This window comes from Streptomyces sp. NPDC050806 (assembly GCF_055586425.1).
Genome location: NZ_JBVJIF010000018.1, coordinates 1 through 26,919 on the forward strand (window position 1 = coordinate 1; position 26,919 = coordinate 26,919).

Below are 26,919 nucleotides of genomic sequence, written 5' to 3' on the forward strand. Positions count from 1 at the left end.
CCCGCGGAGCGGGTACCCCAGCGCTGGCGCGCTGGGCAGTGAAATGACTCCGCTGACGCTCCGTCAAATTCCCGCGCAAGCGCGGGAATTGAATTCCGCAAGCGGAATTCTAAAGCGATTCCATTCCCGCTTCGCGGGAATGGGGAAGCCCCCGCAAGCGGGGGCTTCAAAGCTGGCTACGAGGGAGGGTGCATCGCGTCCGGGCCCGTGTAAACCCTGGAATCCCGGGCCACACCCCCACCGTGGCCCGGGGCCCGGACCGGTGCCGGCACCACCGAAGAGAACGGGCTCCGCTGCGCTCCGTCTCACACCCGCGATCTCTCTTCGAGCCCCTGCAACATCCATCAGCATACACCCAATACTCCGTTGCTACACGGCAACTGGCTGTGCATCACCTCAACGAATCAATCTCGCCGAACAAGATGCATCACACCTGATGCAGTGTGTAGAGTTTGGTATCGTACTGCAGCACCACCCCGGACCCGCACCGCACCCGGGAACCCTTCTCAAAAAGCGCTTCTCATTCTCTTGAAGGAGTACGGGAAATGCCCGTGAAACTGCGTGACCATCAGGTCGAGGCCGTGGATGCCATCGTGCGCGGCCTCGACATTCCGCCGGGCAGGAAGATTCCCCGAAATGGCCTGCGCGGGCAGGTCATCGCCGCGTGCGGGACGGGCAAGACCATCATCGCCGCGTCGGCGGCGCGGCGTCTGGTGCCCAACGGCCGGGTTCTGGTGCTGGTGCCCACGCTGGACCTGCTGACGCAGACGGTGCGGGCCTGGCGCGAGGCCGGGCACACCGGGCCGGCCGTCGCGGTCTGCTCACTCCAGGACGACGGCGCGCTGTGGAGCATGGGCGTACGCGTCACCACCAGCCCCGTTCAGCTCGCCCTGTGGCACGGCCAGGGGCCGGTCACCATCTACGCCACCTACGCCTCCCTCGGCGTCCTCGCCGAAGCCTTCGAGGGCGCCTACGGACAGCAGCTCGCGCCAATGGACCTCGCCTGCGTGGACGAAGCCCACCGGACAAGTGGATCTCTGGGGAAGGCGTGGGCGGACATCCACCACCAGGACGTCATCCCCGCGGTGCGCCGGCTGTACCTGACAGCGACGCCGAGGATCTGGCAGGAGCGGCCGGCTTCCTGGGAGCAGCGGGAGGGGTTGCGGCGGGATCCGTTGCCGGAGGAGCTGGCGGCCTCCATGGATGATGAGAGCATTTTCGGGCCTGTGCTGTACCGGCTCACCCTGGCCCAGGCGGTGTCCCGTGGCTTGCTGGCGCGGTACCAGATCATCGTGGTCGAGCTTCAAGACCCGGTGGTCACGCCCGAGCGGCTGTTTGGTGAGCAGCGGTATGAGGAGCAGGTGCGGGGGGAGCGGCTCGGGGCGCTGCAGGCCGCCATGCTGCGCACTGCGGCGGAGCACCGGCTGCAGACGATGATCACGTTCCATCACCGGACGATAGAGGCCCAGGCGTATGCGGAGGGGTTGCCGGCGGTGGCGGCGAAGCTGCATGCGGATGATCCGGAGAAATACCCCCGCCGTATCTGGGCGGACTGGCTGTGCGGCGAGCACGAAGCCGAACAGCGGCGGCGCGTACTGGGTGAGTTCGCCACCCGCGCCGACCGGGCGATCCTTTCGAATTGTCGCGTACTGGGGGAGGGCGTCGACATTCGAGCAGTGGACTCGGTTGCCCTCCTAGATCCCAAGGGCGCGCCGCACGACATCGTGCAGGCCATCGGCCGGGCGCTGCGGCAGCAGCCTGGGGAGGGGAAACTCGCCTCTCTCATCGTCCCGGTCTTCCTGGCGCCCGACGAGCGGCCGGAGGACATGTTCACCTCCGGCAGTTACCGCCCGTTGATCAAGGTATTGCAAGGGCTCCGTGCACACGATGAACAGGCCATTGAGCTGCTCGCCATTCCTCAGGAAAATCAGAAGCGGGTCGTGGATCCGTCTTTGAGTATCGGCCCGGCGCCGGAGGAAGGGGAAGAGGAATCCCGCCTTCTGCTGCGGTTTGCGGCGCCACGGGACCCGGTGATGGTCGCCGAGTGGGTCAGCTTCAACGTCATCGACACCGAGCGGCAGGACTGGGCTCGGGGGTACGCCGCGCTGAAGCGGTTCGTGGAGCGGGAGGGCCACGCCCGGGTGCCGTATGACCACAAGGAGGCTCCCGGGCCGTATCCGCTAGGGCAGTGGACGGCAGAGCAGCGGCGCGCGTACGGGGCCGGGACCATGTCGGGTGCGCGGGCGGAGCGGCTGGAGAAGCTCGGCATGGTCTGGGACGCCGGCGATGCCGCCTTCGAGGAGAACCTTGCTGCGGCGCGCGAGTACGCGCGGCAGTACGGCACGCTCGCCGCGCCGCGGCCGGCCACCATGCTGGACAAGCCGGTGGGGCAGTGGCTGTCGAACATGAGGCGCCCGGGCGCGCTGGACGGACACCCCGAACGCGCCGCGGCGCTGGCGGCGATCGATCCGGACTGGAACCCGGCCTGGCCCCTCGACTGGCAGCGCCACTACGCCGCCGTCCGGGAGTGCCTGACGGGCGGGGCCCGGGTGGAGGACCTGCTGCCCGGCGTCACGGTCGGCGGCGCTGACATCGGGCGGTGGCTGGCCCGGCAGCGCGAACACACCGCCTGGACGAAGCTGTCGGCCGGGCAGCGCGAGCGCCTGGAGCAGCTCGGCGTCGAACCGCTGCCCGCCCCGGAGAAGGCGCCCGCGAAGGGTCGCAGGAGCGGTTCTGGAGCGTTCGAACGGGGTGTAGCGGCCCTGCGCCAGTACAAGGCCCGTACGGGCTCCGTGGGACCCATCAGCCGCTCCCACATTGAGGTTTTGGAAGACGGTTGGGACGGCGACGGCGGCGCGGCCGCAGAGGTTCGACTGGGCGTATTTCTATCGAACACGAAATCTAGGCGCGCCAAGCTCAGCACCGACCAGCTCGCCCAACTCGCCGAGCTCGGTATGGAGTGGGCATAGGAAGATGGGAACTGTGACTCATGGGGCACAGTTCCTGGGCCACGTCAGCGGGCCGGGCAGCAGGTTCTCCCCGACCCGCTGGCGTGCTCAGCCGATGAGGGAGCGGAGCACCGGGATGCTCACCCCTGTTGCAGTCAGGCCCGCGAGGACAGCGGCGGGCGCCTGCCCGCTGTGCAGGAAGGTGAGGGAGCCCGCTATCAAGCCGATGACGGTCGCGGTCAGGAGGACCACGGCGGTGTGCGTCGGGATGAACGGGGGCTCGGGCTGAGTTGAGGGGCGTGTACCGTTGGCGATGGACATAGTGGTGCCCTTTCGGTCGTGAAGATGGCTCTTCCCGTGAGGTGACGCTGCTACGTCGGACGGAGAGGCGGCGCGGCACCTTGCTTGCCGGCCAGAGTTCGCGCCGCTCTCCATCTCCGTGGCTGAACAACTACCACCAGAATACGGGCGGTTCCCGCGGCAGAAGACCATGGACCACAACTTCTGGTGGTTGCGGCCCATCCAAGCACTACATCTGGTGCCGGGTAAAAAAATGCACACACCGCGTGTCGCGATGGCGCGGTCGGGTGACGGCCTTTCGCAGGTCGCAGCAGGCGCCATAGTGTCCTGCTGCGGAGGCGCGTGCATGTCCATCCCTGATCACGGCGGCGCTGCAGTGCGCGATAGCGGCCGCCGCCCCCTGGAAGGCCAGCCAGAGTGCGAAAAATCTATCGAGACTCCGTTCGGTACAACCCTTTGAAAGCAACTACCGTTGGCTAACTAGGGAGAACATTCCGAGAGGGGCTGACGTGACCCCCTCCGGCCGCGGTAACCATCGCCCGGTGCGTCATGCCCGAGGGGGTCTGATGGGTTCCAGCTTCCACAGATAGGGGGTTGGGTCTTTTCTGTCTCACCGATAAGGGGTGCGGATGCACTCCTGCTCCCGACATGCATAGGTGTGGATGGGTTTCGCCTAATAGGGATGGGGGTGCTTTCCTCCCCCTACAGAGCAGGTGGTGAGGTGGGTTCCCAGCCGTCGAGGAGGTCGGTCAGCTGCCGACGCTGACGCCGTTCCTCGGCAAGGACCTCAGCGAGCGCCTGGTGATCGAGGTACGGGGCGACGGCATCGAGGACCAGGCGCTGCAGCTCGTTCGGCTCCAGGGCTTCGACCTCCCACTGCACGGGCCGGTCGACGTCAAAGCCGTGCCTCCGGGCGAAGCCAGGCCAGCGCGGATCGTTCTTCTTGCCTTCCGCGGCCGGCAGCCCGTACGCGAGGACCTGCTCGCGAGTCAGCGCGATCCGCTCCACGCGTGCCCAGCATCCGGTGCGCTGCACCCAGTCGCGTTCGATGTCGGCGCCCGAGCAGTCGAAGTCGCCGACGTAGAGGAGGATCACCTCGCGGGTCTCTTGGGCGAGGCGGCGGCGGACGACGTCGGCGTAGGACTGGCTGCCGAATCCGCGCACCACCAGGACGGGGATGCCGTACTCGGCGAGCCAGCCGGTGAGCAGCTGCCGCAAGGTGTCCTTCTCCGCCGCGACGTACAGGGCGTGCTTCTGGCCGCGGGTGCGGTCCAGGCGGAACCAGCCCGGGACCTCGTCGAGGAAGGCGCCGGCGTCGGGCCATGACGGCGGTACGTGGACGTCGCGGAGGGTGTCGATCAGGTCGGGGAAGCGGTCCTCGCGGCGGGCGCGCGCGGTCTGGGAGGACAGGCGGCGGTACATGGGCGGGGTGTTCGGCAGCAGGCCGGCGGCGACCAGGCGGTACATCAGCTGCCGCAGCGTGACGTCGCCCTGGTAGCTCTGCACGATCTGCCGCGCCCGGTTCACGATCGCCGGCCACCGGACCCTGCCATCCATGCGGTACATGTACCGCTTCCCCGCCACCGGCGACAGCCGCGGCGCCTGGCGTGGCCGCCTGTTCCCGCGCAGCCGGGTGGGACGGTCTGGTCCGTGCAGGTGAGCGACGGGCCGCGACTGCCGTGTTCGGGGCCGCGGCGCCTTTAGCGTGCGGGGATGGACTCCACGCCGATGCCGGAGCCGCTGCGCCGCGCGGTTCATCAGCTCGTCTCCGAGACAGTCATGCGCTGCCAGGAGGTGCTGCGGTACACCGAGCCCGACCAGGCGCACTCCTGGAAGCGGATGACGCTCTACCGGACCACGGACGCAGCGGACACGATGGACATGGCCGCGTTGCTGATCGCCGCGTACTGCCAGCGCATGGGCATGTCGGATGTGACGCACCGCTATCTCCAGGCCGGCCAGCAGCACAACCGCGCGGCCGGGCCGCAGAAGGCGGACCACGCCGAGGTCGCCGGCCTCCTGGGCGAGCCCGCCCCCACCACCGACGACAGCGGGGAACGGCTGCAGTACGCATGGGGCCAGCACTACGCCGAGGACGCACTCACGCCCGAGGACGCCCCTGAGAGGCTGCTGACCGAGGCGTGCCTGCACGGGCTGTATGCCCGGCTGAGCGACGACGTCGACTCCCTGGACAGCTTCCTTCCGCCCCGCATCGCTCAGATGGCGCGCAAGGTCGCCGACGTGCTGGAGGAGCCGCAGCCGGCACCCGCCTGAGGCGACGTCGGGCCGCAGCGCGGCAGCGGTCGCCGTCGTGCGCTGGATGGATGAACGCCGGGCCGCCTGCGTACCCGACTTAAACAGGTGACGCAGCGGTTCCTGTCCGCCGCGCTATATGCCTGCTGCCGTCTACGGCTGTGACGAGGTGGCCTCTTCCAGGGTGTTGTTGACCGTGGCGTTGTTGGTGACGCGTGGGCGCAGGCTCAGGCCGTGCAGGGCGAGGATGGAGGCGGTGCCCCAGGCGATGACGGTGAGTCCGGTGGCGACTTGGCGGGCGGGGCCGGGGGTGCCGGTCCACACCATGGCCGTGGTGGCTGCTCCCCACAGGATCCAGGTCAGCCGTGCGCCGAAGGTGCCGCTGAGGGAGAAGAACAGGAGTCCGGCGCCGGAGACGAGCCAGACGAGATGCACAGTGTCCGCTGTGACAGGCAGGCCGGCCGTGTGTGCGTCAAGGTAGGCGCGGATGGGCTGGTCGATCACGTCTGCGAGCCCGCTGGTGTCCCAGGCTCTGCCGAAGTGGTGGAGGAGAGCACTCACCAGCGCGCCTGCCGCGGACATCGCCAGCAGGCCCAGAGGTACCAGGGTGGCTGCTTTGATCCACAGTGGTGCGGTGCGCCAGTTGCCGGCCAGGGTCTCGGCGAGCTCGTGGCGTCGGGCGGCGAGCCAGTCGGCGTCGGTGAGGACGGCCAGGGGGCGCGGCGTGGTGGGGGCAGGCTGGGTGCGGGGGGTTTTGAGGTCGGCGGCGAGGGTGCCGATGGCTTCCTGGACGATCGGCAGGATGCGCCGGTCGTTGCCCAGGACGGTGTAGGCGGCGAGGGCTGCGGTGGCCGGCAGGAGGGCCAGGAGCCACCAGGGGCTGTAGCGGGTGGCTGTGTACAGGCTGAAGACGGCGGCCGCGGCGGCGAGGATGCCGGCCAGGCAGCGCACCAGGCGGCTGGTGGCGCCGCGGGCGCTGAAGTGGATCTGCTGGGTGGGCGGCTGTCCTCGCAGGAGAGCGCTCGCCCAGGGCCACAGTCGGCGGGCCGGTTCCCAGGGGTCGGCGGTCAGCAGCAGTCCGGCCATGCCGAGCAGGTCCAGCGGCGCGGCCCATCCGGCGGCGGCTGTGCCGCTGAGGGAGAGGTGGGCGACGGCTGTGGTCATCATCAGCAGGCAGCCCAGGGCGCGGCCCAGGAGGTGGGTGGCGGTCTGCCAGTGCTGCAGGCTCTGGGTGGCGGTGCGCCGGGGTGGGGTCAGGCCGAAGGTCTCGCGTGTCTCGTCGCGCAGGGACTGGCCGTCGTCGAGGAAGGTCTGCGCGGTAGCGAGCATCTGTTCGAAGTCGGCGCGGAAGAAGGCTTCCTTGAGGTCCTCCGGCATGGGCGGCAAGGCGTTGGTGTCCGCCTGTGGTGTGCGGGAGGCGGCTTGCAGGCGGGCGAGCTGTTCCTCGAGTTGGTCGCTGCGCCGGCGCAGGCGGCGACTGAGCTGTTCGGCCTCCTCCCGGCTGGCCCGGGCGCGTTCCAGGTCCTGCTGGGCGGTGTGGAGCTGGTGGGTTAGCTCGCCCAGTTCCTGCTGGGCGCGGGTGTCGTGCCGATTTTCGAGGCCAGTGATGCGGTGCTGGAGGTCGACGGTGAGCATGCTCAGGGCCGTGACCATCTGCTGGGAGCGGTCGCGTTCCTCCGCGAGGCGTTCGTTGCGCTCCTGCGCCTGGGCGAGCTGGGCCTGGGCCTGGGCCGCGTGGTCCTGAGCGGTGGCGGCGACGCTGGCGAGCGCCGCGGTAGCGGCCTCCTCCGCCGGCCTGGGGGCGGGCAGGTGGGCGGCGGGCGGCGCGGGGTGGGTTGCCTTCTCCAGCAGTGCGAGCGCCGCTCGCCGGCGCATCTCGCGTTCGAGCGGTGCGGTGAGGACGTCGACGGTCTTGACGACGAACTGCTGGGGTGGAAGCTTCTTGCCGCTGAAGAAATCTGAGATCCTGCTGCGGCTGTAGCCGACGGGCCCCTCCAGATCACGCAATCCCTTGTCCGCGCGATCGAGGAGATCGCGCAGGTACTGGGCCAGCTCCTGGCCCTCGACCGTGTCGGCCTGTAAGTCGCTCCATCTCCGGCCGGTCTTCTTCCCCGCCATGGCTCCCCTTGTTCATGCTCGCTGCACCCCTCTGGTGCCTCCTGTACTGGTGATCAGCGTAAGGATCTTCCGGCGGGAGCGGCAGGGCGCACGGCGGGGGCACGGTGGCTGTGCGTTGTCCGATCCGGCAGGGCCTTGTCCGCACTTCACCAGGTCAAAGGCGTGGACAACGTGTCGGACAACTTCTGCGCGGCCAGGCTGTGACCAGTCCCGCTCCCCTTGATCCCCGTCCCCGCCTGGAGTCGTCATGGCCCGCCCCGCTTCCACCGTCCCCACCCGCCCCCACACCGGCATCCGCTCCCGCCCGTCCAGCCCCGCGGCCGTGACTGCGGCGCGGTACGGCCGGCGCCGCACCGCGCTGCCTCGCATGAGTGAGCTGGCCGTCGACCGCCGCGACAACGGCTGCCTGATCGACTTGCGCCGCGACCCGGACGCGGTGCGCCGCCTGCCTCGCGGCCGCGCCGAGGGCCGCTACCGCTGCTGCGCCTGCGGCGCCCCGCTGCTCCTGGCCGGCCCCGCCAGCGAGGCCTCACAGTTCACCCCGCGCTTCCGCCACGCCAGCAGCCGGCCCGGCCGCGACTACTGCAGCGCCCCCGCGCAGCAGCAGGCCGACGTCCAAGCCGACCTGACGCGCGTCCTGGACCTGCGCGACCGGATGGCCGCCTGGCCCGGCACGAGCGCGTGGCTGCAGCTCGACCCCGGCCGGCTCGGCCACAGCTGGTCCCTGCCGCCCGCCCTCATCGTGCAGCGCGGCGAGGAGACCGCGGTCATCGAACGGCCCCGCCGCCCGCTCACCTCGGCCTGCGCGGAGGACCGGCTGCGCGCCGTGCGCGCCCAGTACGGCGCCCAGGTGCAGCACTGGTGGCTCTTCGACCACGACGACCCGGTGCACCACGACCTGGCCGGTCACCTCACCGTGCGGATCCGCGGCCAGGAGGCCACTCACCTCAAGGTGCACCCCACCCCCGCCCAGCGGAAACTCGCCGCCGGCGGCGCGCACGTGTACTGGCTCACCGGCAACCGCCTGTTCGTTCCCTACGGCGGCCGCTCCCACCTGCACTCGATACGCGAGGGCGAGGACTGGAGCGGGCAGATGGCCTCCTGGCGGCGGGACTGGCACCTCTCCCACCCCCAGCCCGCAGGCGACGCCGACTGGTGGGGCCTGGTCCCCGTACCGCTCACTGCCTGGGCCCGCCACCGCGCCCTGCGCCCCGTCACCGCGTTCACCGTCATGACCGACCTCGCCGCAGCCGAACAGGGCCGCGAACGCTACCGCAGGCAGCAGGCCCGCGCCCACGCCCGCGACCACGCCCCCTCCGACCAGTCGGACCTGTCCGCGACTGCCGCCGAGACCCCCTCAACACCCACCGTCATGTCGCCGCTTGGCGCAATCGACACAGACCGCTCCGCACCGCAGCACACCACCACCCACGACGCATCACCGGCCGCTGCGCCCCCGGCTCCCGAGCCTCGCACCGGCCGCACGACTGCCCTGCGCACACGCTGGCGCCGCTTCCTGCGCATCCGGCGGCGCTGAGCCACCCCACCCGACTGGGGCCGGGGGCAGGAGACGTGGCGCGCAGCCGCGTTCATGGCCCCGCCCCGGCCTGGGCGAGCGGGCTGCTCCAGGCGTCGTGCGGCGCGTCAAGGCGCAGCAGGTGCTGCCCGTGTTGGCTAGCCCTTGGCCGGTCCATGCCAGGACGAGGAGGGCGAACGTATGGGGACACGCCAGTGATGCATAAACGAGTAGTCCGGTTCCACGGGTCGGCCGACTCGCCGTTTCGTGGGTACCGGTGAGTGGATCAGCGGTATGAGCTGGTCTATTGCTCTCGGAGCCGGGTCGGCAGCTGGCCTGCCCGCGTCGTGGCTACCAGGTTTCCGGGGGCCGGCGACGTGTCGGGTTTGGCTCGTAATACCAAGATCACGACATTGTCGGGCGATTTTCCGGAAGGTGCCCCGAGTTACCCGCAGATCCTCTACGAAACTGTCCGTTCGGACATCAAATGCCCCGGAAGAAGCCACATTTGACCGAGTAGCTTCGAGCCTGTCGGTGTCACTACGCTCACAGAGCGCGAACCCAGGACCTTGGCCGGAATCGGGTTCGCGCTCCTGTAATTGAGTCAACAAGCTCAGGAGGCTCGATGCCTTACTCCCCAACTCGTTTCCGGATCAAACACCTCCGGTGCCGATCCGTGCGTCGTGACAGTAACAAAGGGGCCCCGGTCCTGGATATGCCTGGCAACAGCGCTCCCCCGGCAGGCAACGCCTTTCCGGCGCTGCCGGGCGGCGGTGCCCCGATGCCGGCGGTGGTGCTCCTGCCGGACGCGGCCGGCGGGCAGAGCCTGACGGTCTTGCTCGTCACGGGCCTGCTGTGGGCAACAGCGTTCTGGCTGTACACCCGTCGCCGCCCCGGTCAGTGATCGCCTCGGGGGCCGGCCGGGAGCCGGCCCCCGAGTGTCGTCTCCGCGCTTTCGTTCCCTACGAAACGGAGACACCCACACCGTTATCCGTCACGTTTCCCGGGCGGCCGCAGCGCTTGGCCGCCCGGTTTCAGACAGGGGAACCACAATGAGGTGGAACGCCTTTTCGAGGCAGCAGTGTAAGTGGTGCGACAAGCCGCTGAAGCTGCAGGACACCGGCCGCCCCGGCGAATACTGCGACACCAAATGCCGGCAGGCCGCCTACCGCGCCCGGAAGAAAAACAGCTGCGACACCGAGCGGTATGACCAGTGGCTGCGCGAGAACCTGGCCGCCGCCGAGAACGATATCCGCCGCCTGCGGGAGGGGCTGGCCGCATCCTCACAGTGTGAGGAGCCGCTGCGGCGCCTGGTCGCCCTGCGGCAGCACGTGGAGCAGATGTGCGCCGTCGCGGTCGGCCGCACCCGGCACCGCGGCGCCTCCTGGCAGGCCGTCGCCGAACTGCTGGCCATGAGCAAGGACCACGCGCGCAAGAAGTACGGCCCCGAGGCCGTGGCCCGTGCTCTTGGCCGCCGCCCGCCCAGTCCCCCCGCCGCACCGGGATCCGACGCCGGGCCACCGGGCCCCCGCCCGACCGCCCCCCTCCCCCAGCCCACGGCCCCCACCACGGCCCCGGACGACGAGGGAGCCCACGACGAGGCGGCCGAGGTGCGCCCGTCCGGGGCCGGCGACCTGGCCAGCGTGCTCAGCAGCCTCCAGCGCGCCTCCGACCACACCCTGCGCACCCTGGGGAAAGAGACCGGGCTGTCGGCCTCCTTCCTCTCCCGCATCATGAGCGGCGAACGGTTCCCCACCTGGCGGGCCACCGCGCTCATCGCCCGCGCCTGCGGCGCCGACCCCGAAGTGCTGCGCCGCGTCTGGGAGGACGCCGGCGCCCGCCGCGACCGCAAGGAGGACCCGCACGCCCTGCTGCCCGCCCTGCGCTACCTCCACCAGCGCGCAGGCAGCCCCTCCCCCTGGGCGATCGCCGTCTCCAGCAGCCACACCCTCAACCAGGAAGCCATCACCGCCGTGCTGGAGGGCAACATCCTGCTCTCCTGGGAGGACACCCAGCGCCTGATCCACGTCCTGGACGGCGAACCGGCCTTCTTCGAACCACTGTGGCAGGCCGCGGCCGCCCATCAGCCGGTCACCGCCCAGCCCGTCCGCAGCGCACCGCCCGCCATCCCCTCCACCGCCCCCACCCACGGCCGGGTCTCCGACCTGTGCGCCGCCTACAACGCCACTCTGAAGACCACCACCACCCGCCTCTTCCACACCCGACGCATCCTCCCCGCCCCCATCCCCGCCCTCGCCCACCCCAGCTCATAGGGGCGACACAACGACACAGGACCGGCAGCCCATCGAGGTGGGCTGCCGGTCAGCACTGGGCAATCACGGTCGCCCATACCGGGTCTGGGAGGGCTGGCGGGGCGTCAGAAGTTGTACGGCTTCGTCGTGCTCCAGTTCAGCACGTCAGCCTCATTCCAGCTGAACTGCTGGTTCTCGCCCTTGAGGGCGACAGAGTAGGAGGGGCCGGCCTGGCCGTCCGCGCCGCGCAGCGCGAGGGAGAAGGACTGCTCCGTGTGGTGCGTGGAGCCGTAGTCGAAGAGGTTCACCGCGCTGTACACCTTGCCCCCGGGCTGGAGCGTAAGGCGCTTGGTGCCGCCCGGCCTGTCCTTCTTCGAGTGCGGCAGCGCGGCCACGTCGACGTCGCCACCGAGCTTCACCGACGGGTAGGAGGTCACCCAGCACGGCTTGGAGCCCTCGTTCGACGCGGTGACCAGAAGATGGTCACCCTGCTGCCCAGCGAACCGATGCACCGCGGTCAGCAGCAACTCATCACCACGGCACTGCGCGGCGCCGGCCGTGGTGCCCTTGCCCGCCGCCTCCTCCGTGCCGCCCGAGGCAGCCTCCGAGCGCACGCCCTCCTTGGTGCCACCGCCGGTTGCCTCCGCACCACCCTTGCCCTCCCCGCCCGACGCGGACCGGCTCTGCGCCGTACCGGAGGCGCCCTCGCCACCCGCCGCCTTCGAACCGCTGTCATCGGCGCCACCACAGGCCGTCAGGCCCAGCGCCAACGCGGCGGTCACGGCGGCCAGAGCGGCGGTACGAATCCGGGCAGTACGCATGATCGGGTCCCCTGCTGTCCGTGCGGGAGCCTTCTGCGATCGTTCCCGCGGTGTGCACACCACCCTTCCCGCAGCCACTGACGTCCTGGAAACGCCTCACTCACGTCCCACAAGCACGCCGCGCGCCAACCGGAGCGGACCGAACCACGGACAGCCTGCAGCTCCTCACCGCCTCTGCATCGCCCGGGCCGGCCGGTCCGGACGACGCAGAGCAGGGCTGCTCCTCTCACGCGAGGGTGTACTCGACCTCCGTGTGGCCACAGCCGCGTGCGTACTGGCGCAACGTGTCCTGCTCGGTGCGATCGACGGTCAGCTCCCAGCGGAGCTTGGTGGACACCCAGTCCGAGAGGTAGGTACAGCGGGCATCGGCCGAGGGCGGCATCCACTGCGCCGGGTCCTGATCGGCCTTGGACCGGTTGGTCTTGGCAGTCACGGCAACCAGGGAGCGTTCGGCGGTGAGGTCGTTGGCGTAGGCCTGACGGCGCTCCTTGGTCCACTGGGAGGCACCGGAGTCCCAGGCTTCGGCGAGCGGGACCATGTGGTCGATGTCCAGGCCGCGGGGGGCGGTGACGGTCTGCTGGTCGTAGTAGGAGAACCACTGGCCCGAGAGGACCTTGCAGCCGGGGCCGGTCTCGGCCGGCACGCGGGATTCGGCGATGAGCACCTCGTTGCGGGTGGAGCAACCATCATGGTCTTCGTCGATCCAGTGCTTGAAGCTGGTGCGCTGGTAGCCGTCGCGGCTCTCTGCCGCGGACGGGAGGACCTCAATGCCTTCTTGGAGGGAAAGGACGTGGGACTCGGCTGCGCCAGCCGGGGCGGCGGTGCTGGCGGTCAGGGGCAGCAGGGCGAGGGCGGCGCCGAGCGCGGCGACCACGGTCTTCTTCAGCATAAGGAAGAAGTAGCGGGCCCCCTCGGCGCGCCGGAATGGTCTTTCCTGACGATCACTCCGGAGGGTGTAACAGTCATACCGGCGCAGCACTCCGCGAACAGCGCTCGCTCAGGTCAATTCCAGAAGTACGCGCGGACCATCGCTCTTATCGGGATGCGCGCCGGATCGTGCCACGGCGGCGTTTCGTGCGCCTCCCGCAAGTCGACGGCGAACGAGTTGGTGGCGTCCTTGTACTTCCTGAGACTATTGGAGGTCGCCAACGCCATGCTTACTTCGGTCCCCTGGTCCCACATCGTTCGCAAACACTCCTCGGCCCGCAGAACCAGGGCGTCGGCGCTCGCTGAGACGCTTCCCGGGCCCGCCACCTTTACCCGGAGCAGCGCAGCCTTCAGTTCTCGCAGGGCCTTCTCCGCGTCCGTGACCGCCTTGGCTCTGTTCTCCTGGCTCTCACCGGCATCCTGCTGAACACCAAAGAGCCGTGTGAGCTCGGCGTTCTTGTCCAGTGCATCCACGTATGCCTGCTGGCGCTGGTCACGTAACCAATGCCAGTGGTCGACCTGTCCTTGGCGACGCGTAGTCGCATGCGTGACGATCGCGGTAGCCACCGGCCCAACGGTCGCGACAGTGGCACCCAGAACTGCTGCTATCCCTGCATCCATAAGCGCATCTTGCCCTGGATCACCAGTGGCGTTCTGTGCCGGGCTTGGGTGAATGTGCGGCAGCTTCAGACAGTCTTCACGGGCTGGGAAGCGAGGCCGTCCAAGCGGTCCAAACGCTCGTATAAGGCGCGGACCAACCGGGCGCGCCCCTGTGCGCAGCCCACCGTGGTTTCCAGTGCCTCGGCCAGGTGCCGGTCGGTTTCCTCCAATACGTAGTCGGCGAGCGCCCGGGCGGCGTGCTGGGTGGGCAGGCGGTCTGCAGCCTGGCGGACATCGTCGGCGACGAGGCGGGCGGCACCGGTGAGCTGGAGCGCAGCCTGCCGGCAGGCGTCCTGATCCATGACGGGCTCAGTGCCGTTCCAGGACAGGACGGCGGCCACCAGGCGTTTGTGGGTTACGCGATCCAGGGGGAGCTCGGTCTCGCTGGCGAGGTCGCCGGGCTGGTCGTGGACAGCGAGGAAGCGAGCGAAGCCGCGGTCGGCACGGGATCGCAGCGCCGGGGAGAGGGTGCCGTATCCGGTGGGTTCTGGGCGGCGTCCGGTGGCGCCGACGTCTGTGGGTGCGCCCATCAGTCCGCCTCTCGGGCCGTCTCGTTCAGGGGTGTTGAGGCTACGGAGGCGGCGGGGCGGCTCTCAACGGAATTGCGGAGGATTGCGCGGATTCACTCCAGGGCGTTGATCGCGGCTCGGATGAGCGCGCGGGCTGCGTCGCCGTGGACGGCCATGGTGGCCAGGCCGGTGAAGGCTTTCGCGTAGTCGGCGAGCTCGCGGGGCTGGCGGATGTTGATGCCCGCGGTGAGCGTCTCCACGACGGTGGCGTGGTCGTCGTAGAGGTAGAACGCCTCCAGCGGCCACACGGTACGTTCGGCGCCCTGAGGGATGATGCCCAGGGAGACCGAGGGCAGCGGCATCACGGTGAGCAGGTGCCGCAGCTGACCGGCCATCGTCTCCGGCGAGCCGATCCGGACGCGCAGCACCCATTCCTCGATCAGGACGACGAAGCGGTGCCCGCCCTCGTACAGGAAACGGGAGCGTGCCAAGCGGGCGGCGACCGCTTCGGGAATGTCGTCGGGGGTGCCCTGGAAGTCGGTGATGGCGCGCATCAGGGCTTCGGCGTAGCCGGCGGTCTGGAAGAAGCCGGGGATGACGTTGGAGGTGTAGGCGCGGCACAGGCGGGCGGCGGCGTTGCGGACCAGAACCTCCTGTTGGGTGCGGCGCATGCCGTTGCGGTGCTGGCGTCGCCACTCCAGATACATCGACTCCACCGCCCGGGCCGCGGCGACCAGATCGGCCGCCTGGTCCTCGGCGTCGCAGGCGGTGCACCAGGCGCGGATGTCGGCGTCGGAGGGGGCGGCCTTGGCGGTCAGGATGCGGGAGGTCTTGGCCGGGTGCCAGCCGCACCGGGCGGACAGCTCACGCCCGTTGATCCCCGCATCCCGCACCAGGTGCGCGAGGCGTACCGCGAGAGCCTCGCGGGCGGCCTGGGCGCTGGAGGAGGGGGAGGCGGGCATGAGCTGTTCCGGCGGCCGGCGTCAGACGGTGTACTTCTCGTGCGGGGTCGCCCGCTCCCACACCGCCTCGAACGCGGTCGCGCACAGCGCCGCGACATCCGGGTTCTCGGTGCGTTCCTTAGCTGCCCAATCGCCGTTCCCGGTGAAGTGGTTGAACTGCACGAGCCGACCGTCCAAGAGCCAGAAGTCCGCGCCGGGCAGGGCGAGGTCGGCGGCGCGTGGGCGGGGAAGCCAGCGCACGTTCTCCCCCGCCTGTAGGTTCAGCACGGTGATGGCGTGCTCGTAGCGGATGTAGTCCGTCACCGGCTCGGAGACGATCCGGGCGCGGCGCATCGCCACGCCCCGGGCGACCGCGTCGGTCACCAGCGGCAGCCACTGCGGCCAGAACGAGCGGGCCGGGTCGGTGTTGGCGACCCCGGTGCGCAGGAAGGCCGCGAAGTCCTCGGCCTCGTCCCCGACCGCGTACTGGTCGCGCATTTCCAGATGGACGGCGCTGTGGCGGGTGGCGGCGAGCAGGTCAGCGAAGGGTGTCTCGTTCAGCGACATCGCACGCCTCCCTCAGAATCGGCACCATGCGGGCCGGAATCCGGATCACCCGCTCATGGGCCGGGATCCCTCGCGCGTGCCCGGCCACCCACTCGGTTTCGCCGACCAGCGCTTTGAGGAGGTCGTCGGCCTCCTCGCCCTGCAGGACCAGGTCGGCGCTCTCCTCCTCCACCCACACCGTCGGAGATCCCTCGCCGCCGGTGTTCGGGTCCATCCCGACGAACCGTAAACCCATGCCCGCCTCCACTGTCGAATCCGTTGCGCACAGTTGCGCCACGACCGTCCCGTGCCCACTAGGCCGGGTCAAGCCCTCACCCGAGCCTCATGGTGCGTTCCGGAATGGGTGGTGCATCGCTGCATCCGAAGGGACTTTGGCGTTTTAGGGAGGGAGGTGTCTCCTCACGACACTCGGGGTTAGTAAGGTGCCATCATGACCGCCCCTTACAGTCCGGACGACCGGGAAAAGGTAGTAGCCAAGCTGCCGGCGCTCCTACGGCAGGAACTGAAGGTCCGCGCCGCAGAGCTCGGCATCGACATCCAAGACGCCGTCACAGAGGGCGTCCACGCCTGGCGCGGCGATCCCGCGCCGCGGCCGCCAGTCGATACGGCCGGCGGCATCAGCTTCGCGACGTATCTGCCAACCGGGCTGTACGACCAGCTGAAGGCAGAGAGCAAGGAACGTGGGCTGCCTGCGGTGCAAGGCCTCGCGCAGTCCATCCGTCTATGGCTGGACAGTCACCCATCGCCCCGGCGTGTGCCGCGTGCTTCCGGGGCGCGGCGGCTGGTGTTCGGCAACCAGAAGGGCGGAGTCGGCAAGACGTCGACATCGGCCGGCGTGGCGACGGCCCTGGCAGAGCTGGGCCAGCGGGTGTTGCTGGTGGACTTCGATCCGCAGTGTCACCTGACTCGCCAGCTGGGGTATCCGATGCTCGACATCGACGAGCCCAGCTTGGCCAAGCACATGCTCGGTGACGGCAAAGGACAGATCCGGGATCTGCTCACCCCGATAGAGGAGGGCACTTTCGGAGGCCGGCTGTTCCTGCTGCCGGGCTGCAAGGACGCCTTCCTGCTGGACGCGAAGCTGGCCACGACCCGCCACGTCCGCATCAAGGAAACCGCCCTGGAGAAGGCGCTGGAGCCACTGGAAAGCGACTTCGACTACATCATCATCGACTGCCCGCCCAGCCTGGGCTACTCGATGGACACCGCGCTGTACTACGGCCGCACCCGCGAGGGCGAGCACGAGAACACGTCCGGCATCTTCATTCCGGTGCTGTCCGAGGACTCCTCGGCCGACGCCTACGACATGCTCTTCGATCAGATCGAGGACCTCTGCGAGGACCTCGACATCACCATCACCAAGCTCGGATTCCTGGTGAACATGTACGACAGCCGCAAGGGCTACATCGCCACCTCCTCCCTGGACAGCTGGAAGGCCATCGGAGAACCCCCGGTCGTGGGCGTCATCCCCGAACGCAAGGACCAGCGAGAGGCCGTACGACTCAAGCAGCCACTGCTGATCTACGCCCCCGACAGCGAGCAGGCTGAGGTCATGCGCGGGATCGCCTTGGCGGTGAACGCATGAAGGCCGCAGACAAGCTGGGCACCGGCTCCTCTTTCGGCTCGGCCGGCCGCGCCCGCACTGCCCGCGGCCGGGCCAAGGCCATCGCCCAGGGCGACGTCCCCTCCTACGACCTTGTCCGTCTCCACCTTGCCGAGGTCGCTCCCACTCCCCTCAACCCTCGGCGGAACTTCGGCACCAAAGCGCAGCTTGCTCGCTTCGGTGAGGAACTGCGCGCCGCCCAGCTCGCCGCCTGCGTCGCGGTCACCCGCGACGTCTATCTTCGCCTGTGGCCCGAGCACGCCGAGCACATCGGCCCCGCGGCACATGTGCTGGTCAACGGCGAGCGCCGGTACCGGGCTGCCGACCAGGCCGGGCTGGAGGCTCTCGACTTCGTAGTCCGTGATGACCTCGCCGCCTCCCGCGAGGAGTTCATCGACCACCTGCTGAAGGAAAATCTGGCCCGCGAGGATTTCGACGTTATCGAGCGGGCCCGGGGTGTCCAGCAGCTGGTTGATGCCTGTGCCGAGGACGGCGCTTCCGGTGCCCGCACTCGCGCCGCGCAGCGGCTGGGCAGGGACCGGTCCTGGATCACCAACCAGCTCTCCTTGCTCACGCTTCCGGAGCCCATCCAGGCCTTGCTCAGCGCGGGCGACATGCCGGAGCGCGACGGCCGGTTGCTGGCTCGGCACGCTAAGGAGAACCCCGGTCTCGACGCCCCCCAGCTGCTGGCCATCCTGGAAGAGATTCGCCAGAAGCAGGCCGCCGCGCGCGAGGAGGAAAAGGCGATACTGCAGGCGGCGAAGGTAGGCCGCACGCAGACGCCCGTGTTGTCCGCGGACAACAACGCCGCTCCCTCCTCGCCCGCTGCAGAGCCCTCAGCTCAGAAGGACGAGACTCTGTTGTCCGCGGACAACAGTCTCCAGTCGACTGAGGCAGACCCCGAGGCGGGAGCCACCGTGTTGTCCGCGGACAACACCACGCAGCCGAACGAGGCGAAGCCGGAGACGACAGCGCCTGTGTTGTCCGCGGACAACAACGCCCCTGTAGTGCCTAATCAGACGCCCCCCACCAGGGGCTCCGTTGTGCTCCGCCTCGCCGATAGCCCGAGAGACCAGGCCTCCGCCCTGGCGGAGGCGTTGTCCGGCGAGGCGCTGACCGCACTGATCGAAGAGCTGCACGCGTACGTCTAACGTGGGCGCGGCAACGCGACAGGCCCCCGCTTCCGGGCGTTCTGAGAGCGGGGGTCTTGCGGCTTGCTTCGTGTCGCTGGGTTGTTGTCCGCGGACAACAGCCTCCAGCCGGCTGAGGCAGCCTCCGAGACCACGTGTTGTCCGCGGACAACAGACGCAATGAAGCCCTTCGCCGCGGACGTGTCCAGACCGGACCCCGACGGCACGTCCACCACTCTCCTGATCGATCTCATCTCCGTATTCGTCAGCCTCGCAGCGGCAGGGGCGCCATGCTCATAGACGTCAAAACCGTTGTTGTGAGGAGATGCACGATGGCCGCTCACGAGACCGAGCAGACTGCCCACCAATGGCTCCTTGAGGCTGACGAGATGTACGACCTCTCGTGCTCGCTCAGGTACGAGTCGATCGACATGTGCCAGCCAGCCCCGTCGACGCCCATCGATGATCTGCGCGGCAAGGTTCTCGAAGTCGCCGCTATCCGCGCGCAAGCAGCCAATGCCGCCGCTCTTCAGGCCATCTACGCACGAAGCCGTGCTCAGGACATGGCCGCCGATGCCTGAAGGCCCCCCTCAGGTCCTGCCCCGCCCAGTTGGGGCCAGGGGCTGTTTTGAGTTCGCACACATTCTTCTGTTGGCTCGCTTCCATCGGCTTGGGTGGTGTTGTCCGCGGACAACACCACCCAAGCGGGCGAGGCGATGACGACACCAGCTTCTTCTTTGTTGTCCGCGGACAACAAATTCTGCGACCGAGCCGAGCTACGCGGCCTCGACTTCATCCGGGGTCGGCAATGCCTCGGCCGTGACGTCGACGCGCAGGACGTTGCCTCCACCAGCGGCGCCTAAGCCTGCGAGATTGGATGCCACGGTGGTCTTGCCGACGCCGCCGTCCTTGCCGTTGGCGATGACATAGGTCTTGCTCACCACTGCCCGGTCGATCAGCGGGGTCTCGTCGTCATCGAGCATGGCGTCTTTTCCTGGGGGATGCAGGTGGGGCCGTCTGACATGTCCCACGGGCTCGCGATGCGCCGCCGTCTTTCCTGAATCGACTAGCTTCCTGGCGACGGGACCGCGATCGACCGGAGGATGCCGTGCTGAGCTTCACGCTGGACACCAACTGCCTGATTGCGCTCGAAGAGCAACGGGACACCGCACCCGGAGTCCGGGCGCTCCTGAGCAGGCATGCTGCCGGATCGGCACTCGTACGACTCGCCGCGACGACTGCTGCCGAGAACCAGTCCGATGGCGAGCCTTCGACCAATTTCGCCGTCTTCCAGAGGCGCTTGCAGGCGGCCGGCATGGGGCACCTGCCCATCCTGAAGCCCGTTCTGGTCTTGGACTTCGCGTACTTGGACTGGGCCGTGTTCGCAGGCGAGTCCGCAGATAGGGAATTGCGGGAGGTCCACGAGATCTTGTTCCCTGAACGGCCGTTTACCTTCACGGCAGATGACTCGATGAGCGATGAGGAAAGGAAGAAAGCGCTGCGCAAGTGGCGGAACCGGCGCCTGGACGGACTGGGCCTGCACACACACATTCAGGCTGGCGGGGACGTGTACGTCACGTCCGACCGGAACTTCGTGAAGGCAACGAAGAAGGACCCCCTTGCCCAGCTCGGCGCCTCGATCATCCTGGACCCTAACGAGGCCGAGGACTACGCAGCTCGCATTGATCAGCCCAGGGCCTGACGCCTATTGCAGCGGGGCCAGCACGCCGTACCGGAGTACGGCCAGGACCTGGAAGGCAGTTTGGAGCTCCCGTCGCAGCGGGCTGCCCAGCGGGCTCCATACCCGTTCGACGGTATGCGGCTCGGCGGCGGCCGGGGCCATCGTCTGGTCGCGCAGCACCGTTTCCAGTTTCTCGGCCTGCTCGCGGAAGCTGCCGCACAGAACTGCTGTGGCTTCCAGTGCATGCAGCAGCTGGTTGTCGACCGCGCGGTGGTCGACGTCATCGAGCACGGTGTGCAGAACCGCGCCGATGTGGACCAGGCGCTGGAGGGACTCCAGCAGCCGCGGTGCCCTCGGCAGGCCGGCGACGTCCTGACGCTCGGGCGCGGCGTCCAGTGTCTCGGCGAGGAGCCGGCCGAGCCGCGCCTCCGCATCCACTGGTCGCCAGGGCCGGTCCGCCAGGTGCTTCTGGGCGCGCTCGACAGCTCGTAAGGCAGCGGTGTGTGGTGCCGTCTCCTCAGCCATCTCGTCAGAGTGCGCGGCGCCCCGCATTGCGTCCACCCCGCCTCGGGTGGCGTGGCGGAACGCTCCGGAAACGACGAAAGGCCTCCGGTCATCCCGCGTGGATGACCGGAGGCCTTTGCGGAGTGCGCAGGTTGCCCCTCGTGTTGCCCTCCGTATCGCCTCTCCTGTTGCCCTTCGTGTTGTCCCTCGGATTGCCTTTCAGGCTGCCCCGGCAACCGCGCCGTCAGCGCCATAGGGGCCCTCTGACCAGGAGGACAAGGGGGTGCCACCTTCCCTTCCGGCCGCCGACTACTTCTCCACGACCCCGATCCGGTCCTCCTGGCGCAGTGCGGTCCATATTCGAAAGAGGCTCGGGTGCCCGGCTGACCGCCGAGTATCCGCGCCCCGTGGTCGGTCTGGTCGCAAGGGATCAGCGCTGATGCCTCACAGGGCAGTGAGCAGCGCCAGCGCGAGAGCGACGAGGGCGGCTGCGGTGATGTCGCCTGCGACCCTAAGCCCCCGGTACTTCTTCTTCGCGATCCGCGAGAGACGCATGACCTGAGAGGCTCGGCCTCCTGCGCCTGCCAGGTCGGCCAGGACTTCGTCCTCCGTGGCGCACTCGGCCCATTGCAGGTAGGAGCCGGGAGCGTGGCCGGTGATGCGGGGCCGGACGACGAGCAGGACGACGAGCATCGCGGTGACAAGTCCGACCGTGCCGGTGCCGATCAGTACGGCAGCGGAGGCGGGGAGGTCGCGGCCGGGGACGGCGGCGACGAGAGCGGCAAGCGGTAACGAGAAAGCGGTGAGCAACACCCCGCTTTTGGCGTCGGTGCGGCTGAGTTCGGCAAGGACTTGGTCGGTGGCCGCATCGAGCCGGGCGTCGATGTCGGTACGAGACTGGGTCATGAGAAGCCTTCCTTGTCAGGCCGCCAGCCGGTGGCCGGCGGGCGGGTTGATGTACGTGGTGGGGTCGGCGGGTGTGCCATCTGCGCATTCCAAGCAGCTGCCGAGCGTGCGCAGCGGCAAGCAGTGGATGTACCGGCGCAGGCAGAGCGGGCAGGTCTGCCGCGCGGCCATCGCCCGGTCCAGCGCGGCTTCCTGGGCAAGCGTCGGTGTGCGCTTCGGCAGGGCCAGGTCGACGCGGTACAGAAGCGCCATACGGCTGCAGGGGCGGGTCAGTCCGAGGCACTTGCGGCAGCGCAGCTGGGCGACGGGGTCGTGGCCGCCGGGACGCAGGCCGGCCGCGCGTAACTGCCGACGAGTGGCCAGCCGACTGACATCGACGGTGCCCCAGTCGTAGACGGGGAGCGCACCGGCCCGGCCGGTGGCGTGGACGTCGACCAGGTTCTTCTTCTGGTGCGTCGGCCGCGCGGGGGAGGGGGTGAGCACGGTGTGCCTCCTGGGCTGAAGCGAGGGGGGCGGTATGGACAGCGCCCGCCGCCCTGGAGTGGGTGGCGGGCGCGTGCGGTGGCCGTCTCTCGGCCCGCCCCGGACCGCGGGCGCGGCTCGGGGCGGACAGGCAGACGTCAGCGCTGAGGGGAGTGTTAGGCGGAGAGACCGAAGACCATGTGCGTGCCGTACAGGCCGGGAGTGGCCGGCGCGGCATGGTCCGGGTGCAGCTTGTCCTCCTTCTGTGGCGGAGCGCCGTGCAGGTGGGTGCCGATCCAGTAGCCGATCAGCAGTCCGAGGGCGCCATAGACCTTGTGCCGGTTGGCTTTCCACCAGGTGGGCGCTGGGGGCTCGGTCAGCACACCTATGACGGTCGGTGGTTTCGCCAAGACTGGTGCTCCTTGTCGATCGAGGGGGGTGTGGCGGCCTGTGTGGACGGTTGCCACGGGCGGTACGCAGTGCGCCCCGCCGACGGGTGTACGGGCGTCGGCGGGGCGCGGGTGGTAGGCCGGCGGCCTGCCGGTCCAGGAGGGGGCCAGGCAGAACAGCCACGGCTTAACGCGCTGGCCCGCACCCAGTTCTGCGTGCGGCCCAGTTTCTCTGCAGAGGTCAGCGCAGGTGTGAGTTACGCCTGTGGGAGCTCTTTTCCGGTTTTGGTGTCGATGGCGGTCCGGTCCGGATGGAACTCGATGATGCGGTACGCACCCTGGGATCCTGGCTGCCAGTGAGGACCACGGACCACGACTGTCAGCCGGGCTGCCTGGTAGCGGTCCTTGACCGGCACCTTGACCTCGAGGTGGATGAGCCCGGGGAGTTGGCCGGGCTTGAGCGGCTGGATCTTCTTCGTCGCGGTGTGGTGGCCTGAGCCGATGCTGATGGCCTTTGGCCTGTCTTCCCTGTCGACCAAGGCCTCCAGCAGGACGGACCGGCCATCGTCATTCCAGGACGCCAGGGTTTGCACCGTGACTCCGTCCACGCTCAGGTCTGTAGCTGATGCGCCCTTGTAGGCCGCGGCCTTCTCCTCGTCGGCTGCGTGCTGCCGGACACCGACGATGGTGAGCCCCAGGACGACGATGGCGGCGAGGTAGGGCCAGAGCCGCCGCCGGCGTTCCTGCGCGGCCGGGGACGCCGGCTGCGGCGCGGTCACGGGAGCGGCCGGCCCCATCTGGTGCCACGGCGGCGTTCCGTTGTTCTCGGCCGGCTTGTCGAACCAGTCGTCGTTGCCCATGGGGGTGAAGGTAGCTTGCGTCCGGGCGGGCGGGGCGGGGCTTTCCCGCAGATCGATCTCCGTACCCGACTGCTGCGGACCGGCAGGTTCTGTGTTGGTGTCGGTCAAGATCTCTCCTTCGGGCTGTTGTGGGGCTTGGTGGCCGGGTGGCCTGTCCGGCCCTCACCGCTGTGTCGTCTGCGCAGGTGAGGACCGGGCGGAGCCCCCGGAGTTCGCGCTGGCCCGCATCCGGCTGGATGCGGGCCACCAGCGGTCGGACGAGACGTCAGGCAGCCTTGAGGGCCTTGCCGGTCTCGGCGTCGTGCGCGGTGCCGGTGGGGGAGAGCCGGATGGTGCGGGAGGCGGCACGATCGCCGTCCTTCCACTTCCGCCCGCCGATGGCCACCCGCACCGTCACCTCCGCCATCGGATCGTCGACCGGCATCACGATCTCGGGATCCTTGGGGTACTGGCCGCTCTCGCGAGTGCTGCTGGCACTGCGGTCGCCGTCTCCGTCGAGCCGCAGATACCGGGCGTTGGCATCGAGGTACGAGCGCAGCTGGATGATCACGTGATCCTTGTCGGTGCTCCACCGGGCCTGGACCGTCGCGCGCACCCCGTCGACCTTCAGGGCGGCATCGGACCGGCCGGTGAAGGCAGCTGCTTTGGCCGGGCGTTCCTGGGGCCGCTCCGCACCGTCGCTGGCGGCGTTCTGCCAGATGCCGGCGACAGCGACGGACAGGGCCGCAGCGCCCGCGAGATAGGACCATGCACGCCGCCGTCCCGGCTTCGTCACGACGGCCATCTCGTACGGCACGAGCGGTTCACTGAGGGGCGTGCTCCGCCCTGTCTGGTGCCCTGCCGGAGCTGCGTCGGCATCGATGTGATCGACGGGGGCGGGAGTGTTGAGGCGGGCGGCGGTCGCCCGCAGGCGGGCGGCCTGGTCCGCGGCTCCGGACAGCTCTGCAACCTCGGCGCGGGTGGTCAGCCAGGCCGTGGCCTGCGCGGAGTTGAGGCCGTGGGCGTGGATGTCCTCGCGCTCTCCGATAGCTGCCAGCTGCGCGGCCTCGTTGACGCGTCCTTCGCGGGCGGCCTGGAGGACCTCGTGGTGCCGGTTGTCGTGGTGCCAGTCGATGACGTTGGGCGGAAGCTCCCAGGCCCACTCGCCCTCACCACCGTCGATCTGGCCGCCGCCGGCGGCCTGACCGTCAGCGACGCCCCGACCTTCGCCGGGCGCGGCCTCCAGGTCGGCCGCGTGGCCGTCCAGCTCTACCGCCTCCACTTCCTCCGTCTCCGTCTCGGTCAGCTCTTCGTGCTTCTCCAGGACGACGGCTTGCTGTGCCGTGCGGCGGCGGGAGGAGGTGTCGGTGAGGGCCACCTCGTCTTCGGCGATGACGGTCTGCACGATGTCGACATAGTCCGGGCCGACCTTCCACACGGCCTGCCCCGGGGCCAGGGCAGGAATCTTGTCGATGGCCCAGGACGGGAGACTCAGCAACGCACCGACGATGGCGGCCTCCTCCGGGCCCAGACGGCCGATGTGGGCGACCTCGCACAACCTGGCCAAGTCCTGGGCCTTGCCCTCGCCCAGGTCGGAGAGCGTATGCATCACCACATCGAGGCTCAGCCCGGCCTTGCGGGAGTTCTTCAGCAAGCGCTGGATGAGTTCGCTGGTGGCGGGGGAGAGCAGGATCTGCCAGGCCTCCTCGATCACCAGGTGCCGGTGGGCAGCGGTGGACTGCCGCAACCACACGTGCTCGACCCAGCAGGAGACCGCGGCCATCAGCGACGGGATCGCGGGGCTGTTGCGGTCCAGGCTGGTGAAGTCGAAGGAGATGATCGGCAGGTCGGTGTCGGGCAGTCCGGCGTCCGGGCCGTCGAACAGGCCGCGCAGGCTTCCTTCGGTGTACCGGCTCAGCGCGATGGCGGCGCCCTCGCCCCAGTCAGTGAGCTTCGCCGCCGACCACCGGCCGTCCTCCGGCATGACCAGTGCGTCGACCAGGCCGTTGAGCGATGTCGCCTTCGGGTGGTTCAGGGCGTGCTGGAGGGCATGGGTGGCCTGGTGGGTGAGCGCGCCCGGCTCGACCGCGGCGATGAGCGAGCGGACCAGCTGCTCGCGGACCTCGGGCGGGAACAGGCTGCTGCAGGGATTGAGCGTGAAGTCCCCGGCCTTGATGACTTGGCCGCTCAGAGAGTGCGCCAGCGGCGCCCATTCCCCGGACTCCTCCTCGCCGAAGGAGTCGATGACGACGGCCTGGTGATCGTGGGAGAGGAGCTCCCGCCGGATTCGCGTCTTGGCGGTGGTGCTCTTGCCGGAGCCAAGACCGCCCAGGGCGAGGCTGTTGGTGGCGGGCAGCACCGCGTCGTCGGTGAGGACGGGGGAGAGGTGAAAGGGGCGCCCATCCAGCAGCGAGCGGCCGATCAGGATGCCGGGGAAGGCGGTGCTGGAGGCGACGAGCGGTGCGGTGATCGCGGCGTGGCTGCTCGGCAGGCGGATCACAGGATCACTCCCTTCTGGGTGGAGGCGCCGTGCGGGGTGGTCATCAGGTGGGCGCGGTGTTGCTGGCCGGGGAGCCAGTCGAGCTGGATGCGGTGCCGGTCGGCGGCCAATGAGGCCTGCCAGCGGGCGTCGGTGACGGCCGCGGGGCTGGTGCCCCACACGGTCAGGTAGGCGTCCAGGTCCACCAGCGTCGCCCCCTGGACGAGCGCGCCGTGCGCCGTCCCGGAGGCCAGGTCGTGAGCGTCCTGCTTGACCTTGTCGGTGGTAAAGGCCTCGCTGGCGGCGCGCTGCCACTTCGCCGAGCGGCGGGACTGGCCCGCCGGCAGCGGCCTGTACAGCACCGCCACGGAGCGGTCGGCGTCCTGGCCGAGGAGGAGCTTGGGCATCAGGTCGCCGCCGGTCTCCTCAGGCCATCCGGTGATTCGCGCGGTCGCCGCGACCCGGCCGTCCTCCAGCTCCACCCAGCCCGCATCCCGCTGCACGACGGCGGGGACCGGCTCGGGAGTGAGGGGGCTCAGGATGCCCAGGCCGGCGAACTCGCCTTCCAGGGTGTCCAGGAGTCGCTCGGGAGCGGCGGCCAAGCCTTTGGGGACGTGGACGGAGAGCGTCTGGGTGTGGTCGGTGTAGTCGCCGGCCGCCGCGTGGTGGGTGAGGTGCACCTGGATGCCGGCGCGCCGGGCCTGGCCCCCTGCGAAGGCCAGGGCGCGGGAGAGCGCCTCGTGGAATGCCGCGCGCCGGTGGGTGTCCTGCATGGTGCCGTGCTCGGGGTACAGCGCCCAGCTCGCGGTCGCCCCGGGCTGGTCGAAGGCCTGCGGTGGCGGGGTGTGTTCGCGCAGGTGTCGGTAGCCGACCGCGGCCCACCGGGCGAGCGAGCGGGGGCCGGGTGCGAGGTTGAGCACCGCGGCGGCCGCGCCGACCGCGCCGAACATCCAACCGGGCGGCGGGGTGAGCATTGCGGACATCAGCACCGCGCCCCCGACCCCGGCGTTGGTCTTCGTCAGCATCGTCTCTACGGGGCTCAGTCCGCGCTGGAGGGCGGGAACGCGGTAGCCGGGGGTCAGGGAATACACGAGAAGGTCTCCTCAACTGTGCG

Annotated in this window: 27 protein-coding genes; 9 read left to right on the forward strand and 18 right to left on the reverse strand. The window is 69.4% G+C overall.

Annotation, left to right across the window (positions count from 1 at the left end; translation table 11 throughout):
• Positions 1-545: 545 nt before the first annotated feature.
• Positions 546-2,969: a helicase associated domain-containing protein gene (locus ACZ6WH_RS37600; RefSeq protein WP_469734475.1), complete on the forward strand. Its 2,424-nt coding sequence runs from the start codon at positions 546-548 to the stop codon at positions 2,967-2,969.
• Positions 2,970-3,056: 87 nt separating this feature from the next.
• On the opposite strand, the gene ACZ6WH_RS37605 is transcribed toward ACZ6WH_RS37600, so the two are convergent.
• Positions 3,057-3,269, reverse strand: coding sequence for a hypothetical protein (locus ACZ6WH_RS37605; protein ID WP_469734477.1), 213 nt, complete (start codon positions 3,267-3,269; stop codon positions 3,057-3,059).
• 681 nt (positions 3,270-3,950) lie between these two features.
• Entirely contained in the window at positions 3,951-4,805 is an 855-nt protein-coding gene (locus tag ACZ6WH_RS37610; protein WP_469734479.1) for a hypothetical protein, read from the reverse strand.
• Positions 4,806-4,961: 156 nt separating this feature from the next.
• On the opposite strand from ACZ6WH_RS37610, the gene ACZ6WH_RS37615 reads away from it, so the two are divergent.
• Entirely contained in the window at positions 4,962-5,522 is a 561-nt protein-coding gene (locus tag ACZ6WH_RS37615) for a hypothetical protein (protein WP_469734481.1), read from the forward strand.
• Positions 5,523-5,654: 132 nt separating this feature from the next.
• Here ACZ6WH_RS37615 and ACZ6WH_RS37620 read toward each other — a convergent pair whose 3' ends face one another.
• Positions 5,655-7,619 (reverse strand): hypothetical protein, encoded by a 1,965-nt coding sequence (locus ACZ6WH_RS37620; RefSeq protein ID WP_469734483.1) that lies wholly within the window; start codon positions 7,617-7,619, stop codon positions 5,655-5,657.
• Positions 7,620-7,866: 247 nt separating this feature from the next.
• Here ACZ6WH_RS37620 and ACZ6WH_RS37625 point away from each other — a divergent pair, with 247 nt between their 5' ends.
• From ACZ6WH_RS37625 to ACZ6WH_RS37635, 3 genes are all read left to right on the forward strand, one after another.
• A complete protein-coding gene (locus ACZ6WH_RS37625) occupies positions 7,867-9,156 on the forward strand; it encodes a hypothetical protein (protein WP_469734485.1) in 1,290 nt (429 codons plus the stop codon).
• A 694-nt stretch (positions 9,157-9,850) separates the two neighbouring features.
• Positions 9,851-10,039, forward strand: coding sequence for a hypothetical protein (locus ACZ6WH_RS37630; RefSeq protein WP_469734487.1), 189 nt, complete (start codon positions 9,851-9,853; stop codon positions 10,037-10,039).
• A gap of 148 nt (positions 10,040-10,187) precedes the next feature.
• The gene (locus tag ACZ6WH_RS37635) at positions 10,188-11,408 is read left to right on the forward strand and encodes a helix-turn-helix domain-containing protein (protein WP_469734489.1); all 1,221 of its coding nucleotides are present in this window, start codon (positions 10,188-10,190) and stop codon (positions 11,406-11,408) included.
• Positions 11,409-11,512: 104 nt separating this feature from the next.
• Here the strand turns inward: ACZ6WH_RS37635 and ACZ6WH_RS37640 are convergent, their stop codons facing one another.
• The 7 genes from ACZ6WH_RS37640 to ACZ6WH_RS37670 all read right to left on the reverse strand — a co-directional run bounded on the left by ACZ6WH_RS37640 (position 11,513) and on the right by ACZ6WH_RS37670 (position 16,047).
• On the reverse strand, positions 11,513-12,208 hold the full coding sequence (locus ACZ6WH_RS37640) for a DUF4232 domain-containing protein (protein WP_469734491.1): 696 nt from the start codon (positions 12,206-12,208) through the stop codon (positions 11,513-11,515).
• Positions 12,209-12,434: 226 nt separating this feature from the next.
• A complete protein-coding gene (locus ACZ6WH_RS37645; RefSeq protein ID WP_469734493.1) occupies positions 12,435-13,097 on the reverse strand; it encodes an HNH endonuclease family protein in 663 nt (220 codons plus the stop codon).
• A 113-nt stretch (positions 13,098-13,210) separates the two neighbouring features.
• Positions 13,211-13,702: a hypothetical protein gene (locus tag ACZ6WH_RS37650; protein ID WP_469734495.1), complete on the reverse strand. Its 492-nt coding sequence runs from the start codon at positions 13,700-13,702 to the stop codon at positions 13,211-13,213.
• Between the two features lie 119 nt (positions 13,703-13,821).
• The gene (locus tag ACZ6WH_RS37655) at positions 13,822-14,325 is read right to left on the reverse strand and encodes a restriction endonuclease (RefSeq protein ID WP_469734497.1); all 504 of its coding nucleotides are present in this window, start codon (positions 14,323-14,325) and stop codon (positions 13,822-13,824) included.
• Positions 14,326-14,417: 92 nt separating this feature from the next.
• Positions 14,418-15,266 carry a DUF5753 domain-containing protein gene (locus ACZ6WH_RS37660; protein ID WP_469734499.1) on the reverse strand — a complete coding sequence of 283 codons (849 nt, stop codon included), beginning with the start codon at positions 15,264-15,266 and terminating at the stop codon, positions 14,418-14,420.
• A gap of 21 nt (positions 15,267-15,287) precedes the next feature.
• Entirely contained in the window at positions 15,288-15,812 is a 525-nt protein-coding gene (locus ACZ6WH_RS37665; RefSeq protein ID WP_469734501.1) for a DUF6879 family protein, read from the reverse strand.
• Positions 15,784-16,047 (reverse strand): hypothetical protein, encoded by a 264-nt coding sequence (locus ACZ6WH_RS37670; protein ID WP_469734603.1) that lies wholly within the window; start codon positions 16,045-16,047, stop codon positions 15,784-15,786. The genes ACZ6WH_RS37665 and ACZ6WH_RS37670 overlap by 29 nt, the downstream gene beginning before the upstream one ends.
• A 195-nt stretch (positions 16,048-16,242) precedes the next feature.
• Between ACZ6WH_RS37670 and ACZ6WH_RS37675 the strand changes: the two genes are divergently transcribed.
• From ACZ6WH_RS37675 to ACZ6WH_RS37685, 3 genes are all read left to right on the forward strand, one after another.
• On the forward strand, positions 16,243-17,397 hold the full coding sequence (locus tag ACZ6WH_RS37675; RefSeq protein WP_469734503.1) for a ParA family protein: 1,155 nt from the start codon (positions 16,243-16,245) through the stop codon (positions 17,395-17,397).
• On the forward strand, positions 17,394-18,566 hold the full coding sequence (locus ACZ6WH_RS37680) for a ParB/RepB/Spo0J family partition protein (RefSeq protein ID WP_469734505.1): 1,173 nt from the start codon (positions 17,394-17,396) through the stop codon (positions 18,564-18,566). The genes ACZ6WH_RS37675 and ACZ6WH_RS37680 overlap by 4 nt, the downstream gene beginning before the upstream one ends.
• A gap of 311 nt (positions 18,567-18,877) precedes the next feature.
• On the forward strand, positions 18,878-19,126 hold the full coding sequence (locus tag ACZ6WH_RS37685; protein WP_469734507.1) for a hypothetical protein: 249 nt from the start codon (positions 18,878-18,880) through the stop codon (positions 19,124-19,126).
• Positions 19,127-19,321: 195 nt separating this feature from the next.
• On the opposite strand, the gene ACZ6WH_RS37690 is transcribed toward ACZ6WH_RS37685, so the two are convergent.
• Positions 19,322-19,528 carry a nucleotide-binding protein gene (locus ACZ6WH_RS37690; RefSeq protein ID WP_469734509.1) on the reverse strand — a complete coding sequence of 69 codons (207 nt, stop codon included), beginning with the start codon at positions 19,526-19,528 and terminating at the stop codon, positions 19,322-19,324.
• Between the two features lie 125 nt (positions 19,529-19,653).
• On the opposite strand from ACZ6WH_RS37690, the gene ACZ6WH_RS37695 reads away from it, so the two are divergent.
• Complete coding sequence (locus tag ACZ6WH_RS37695; protein ID WP_469734511.1) at positions 19,654-20,247, forward strand: hypothetical protein; 594 nt, start codon at positions 19,654-19,656, stop codon at positions 20,245-20,247.
• Between the two features lie 3 nt (positions 20,248-20,250).
• Here the strand turns inward: ACZ6WH_RS37695 and ACZ6WH_RS37700 are convergent, their stop codons facing one another.
• The 7 genes from ACZ6WH_RS37700 to ACZ6WH_RS37730 form a co-directional block, all read right to left on the reverse strand.
• Positions 20,251-20,751, reverse strand: a complete 501-nt coding sequence (locus ACZ6WH_RS37700; RefSeq protein WP_469734513.1) for a hypothetical protein — start codon at positions 20,749-20,751, stop codon at positions 20,251-20,253.
• Between the two features lie 423 nt (positions 20,752-21,174).
• Complete coding sequence (locus tag ACZ6WH_RS37705) at positions 21,175-21,636, reverse strand: Pycsar system effector family protein (RefSeq protein WP_469734515.1); 462 nt, start codon at positions 21,634-21,636, stop codon at positions 21,175-21,177.
• Positions 21,637-21,651: 15 nt separating this feature from the next.
• Positions 21,652-22,119, reverse strand: a complete 468-nt coding sequence (locus ACZ6WH_RS37710) for an RRQRL motif-containing zinc-binding protein (protein ID WP_469734517.1) — start codon at positions 22,117-22,119, stop codon at positions 21,652-21,654.
• Positions 22,120-22,274: 155 nt separating this feature from the next.
• A complete protein-coding gene (locus tag ACZ6WH_RS37715; RefSeq protein ID WP_469734519.1) occupies positions 22,275-22,508 on the reverse strand; it encodes a hypothetical protein in 234 nt (77 codons plus the stop codon).
• A 236-nt stretch (positions 22,509-22,744) separates the two neighbouring features.
• On the reverse strand, positions 22,745-23,455 hold the full coding sequence (locus tag ACZ6WH_RS37720; RefSeq protein WP_469734520.1) for a hypothetical protein: 711 nt from the start codon (positions 23,453-23,455) through the stop codon (positions 22,745-22,747).
• A gap of 157 nt (positions 23,456-23,612) precedes the next feature.
• Positions 23,613-25,826, reverse strand: a complete 2,214-nt coding sequence (locus ACZ6WH_RS37725; protein ID WP_469734522.1) for a hypothetical protein — start codon at positions 25,824-25,826, stop codon at positions 23,613-23,615.
• Positions 25,823-26,896: a hypothetical protein gene (locus ACZ6WH_RS37730; protein WP_469734524.1), complete on the reverse strand. Its 1,074-nt coding sequence runs from the start codon at positions 26,894-26,896 to the stop codon at positions 25,823-25,825. Before ACZ6WH_RS37730 ends, ACZ6WH_RS37725 begins: the two co-directional genes overlap by 4 nt.
• Positions 26,897-26,919: the final 23 nt, after the last annotated feature.

What these genes read in the sequence shown, in the direction of transcription:
- ACZ6WH_RS37605 (WP_469734477.1), bottom strand. Translation starts at nt 3,269, where the DNA reads ATGTCCATCGCCAACGGTACACGCCCCTCAACTCAGCCCGAGCCCCCG.
- ACZ6WH_RS37665 (WP_469734501.1), bottom strand. Translation starts at nt 15,812, where the DNA reads ATGTCGCTGAACGAGACACCCTTCGCTGACCTGCTCGCCGCCACCCGC.
- ACZ6WH_RS37690 (WP_469734509.1), bottom strand. Translation starts at nt 19,528, where the DNA reads ATGCTCGATGACGACGAGACCCCGCTGATCGACCGGGCAGTGGTGAGC.
- ACZ6WH_RS37635 (WP_469734489.1), top strand. Translation starts at nt 10,188, where the DNA reads ATGAGGTGGAACGCCTTTTCGAGGCAGCAGTGTAAGTGGTGCGACAAG.
- ACZ6WH_RS37625 (WP_469734485.1), top strand. Translation starts at nt 7,867, where the DNA reads ATGGCCCGCCCCGCTTCCACCGTCCCCACCCGCCCCCACACCGGCATC.
- ACZ6WH_RS37670 (WP_469734603.1), bottom strand. Translation starts at nt 16,047, where the DNA reads ATGGGTTTACGGTTCGTCGGGATGGACCCGAACACCGGCGGCGAGGGA.
- ACZ6WH_RS37610 (WP_469734479.1), bottom strand. Translation starts at nt 4,805, where the DNA reads ATGGATGGCAGGGTCCGGTGGCCGGCGATCGTGAACCGGGCGCGGCAG.
- ACZ6WH_RS37680 (WP_469734505.1), top strand. Translation starts at nt 17,394, where the DNA reads ATGAAGGCCGCAGACAAGCTGGGCACCGGCTCCTCTTTCGGCTCGGCC.
- ACZ6WH_RS37705 (WP_469734515.1), bottom strand. Translation starts at nt 21,636, where the DNA reads ATGACCCAGTCTCGTACCGACATCGACGCCCGGCTCGATGCGGCCACC.
- ACZ6WH_RS37685 (WP_469734507.1), top strand. Translation starts at nt 18,878, where the DNA reads ATGGCCGCTCACGAGACCGAGCAGACTGCCCACCAATGGCTCCTTGAG.
- ACZ6WH_RS37620 (WP_469734483.1), bottom strand. Translation starts at nt 7,619, where the DNA reads ATGGCGGGGAAGAAGACCGGCCGGAGATGGAGCGACTTACAGGCCGAC.
- ACZ6WH_RS37630 (WP_469734487.1), top strand. Translation starts at nt 9,851, where the DNA reads ATGCCTGGCAACAGCGCTCCCCCGGCAGGCAACGCCTTTCCGGCGCTG.
- ACZ6WH_RS37675 (WP_469734503.1), top strand. Translation starts at nt 16,243, where the DNA reads ATGACCGCCCCTTACAGTCCGGACGACCGGGAAAAGGTAGTAGCCAAG.
- ACZ6WH_RS37655 (WP_469734497.1), bottom strand. Translation starts at nt 14,325, where the DNA reads ATGGGCGCACCCACAGACGTCGGCGCCACCGGACGCCGCCCAGAACCC.
- ACZ6WH_RS37660 (WP_469734499.1), bottom strand. Translation starts at nt 15,266, where the DNA reads ATGCCCGCCTCCCCCTCCTCCAGCGCCCAGGCCGCCCGCGAGGCTCTC.
- ACZ6WH_RS37700 (WP_469734513.1), bottom strand. Translation starts at nt 20,751, where the DNA reads ATGGCTGAGGAGACGGCACCACACACCGCTGCCTTACGAGCTGTCGAG.
- ACZ6WH_RS37645 (WP_469734493.1), bottom strand. Translation starts at nt 13,097, where the DNA reads ATGCTGAAGAAGACCGTGGTCGCCGCGCTCGGCGCCGCCCTCGCCCTG.
- ACZ6WH_RS37615 (WP_469734481.1), top strand. Translation starts at nt 4,962, where the DNA reads ATGGACTCCACGCCGATGCCGGAGCCGCTGCGCCGCGCGGTTCATCAG.
- ACZ6WH_RS37600 (WP_469734475.1), top strand. Translation starts at nt 546, where the DNA reads ATGCCCGTGAAACTGCGTGACCATCAGGTCGAGGCCGTGGATGCCATC.
- ACZ6WH_RS37640 (WP_469734491.1), bottom strand. Translation starts at nt 12,208, where the DNA reads ATGCGTACTGCCCGGATTCGTACCGCCGCTCTGGCCGCCGTGACCGCC.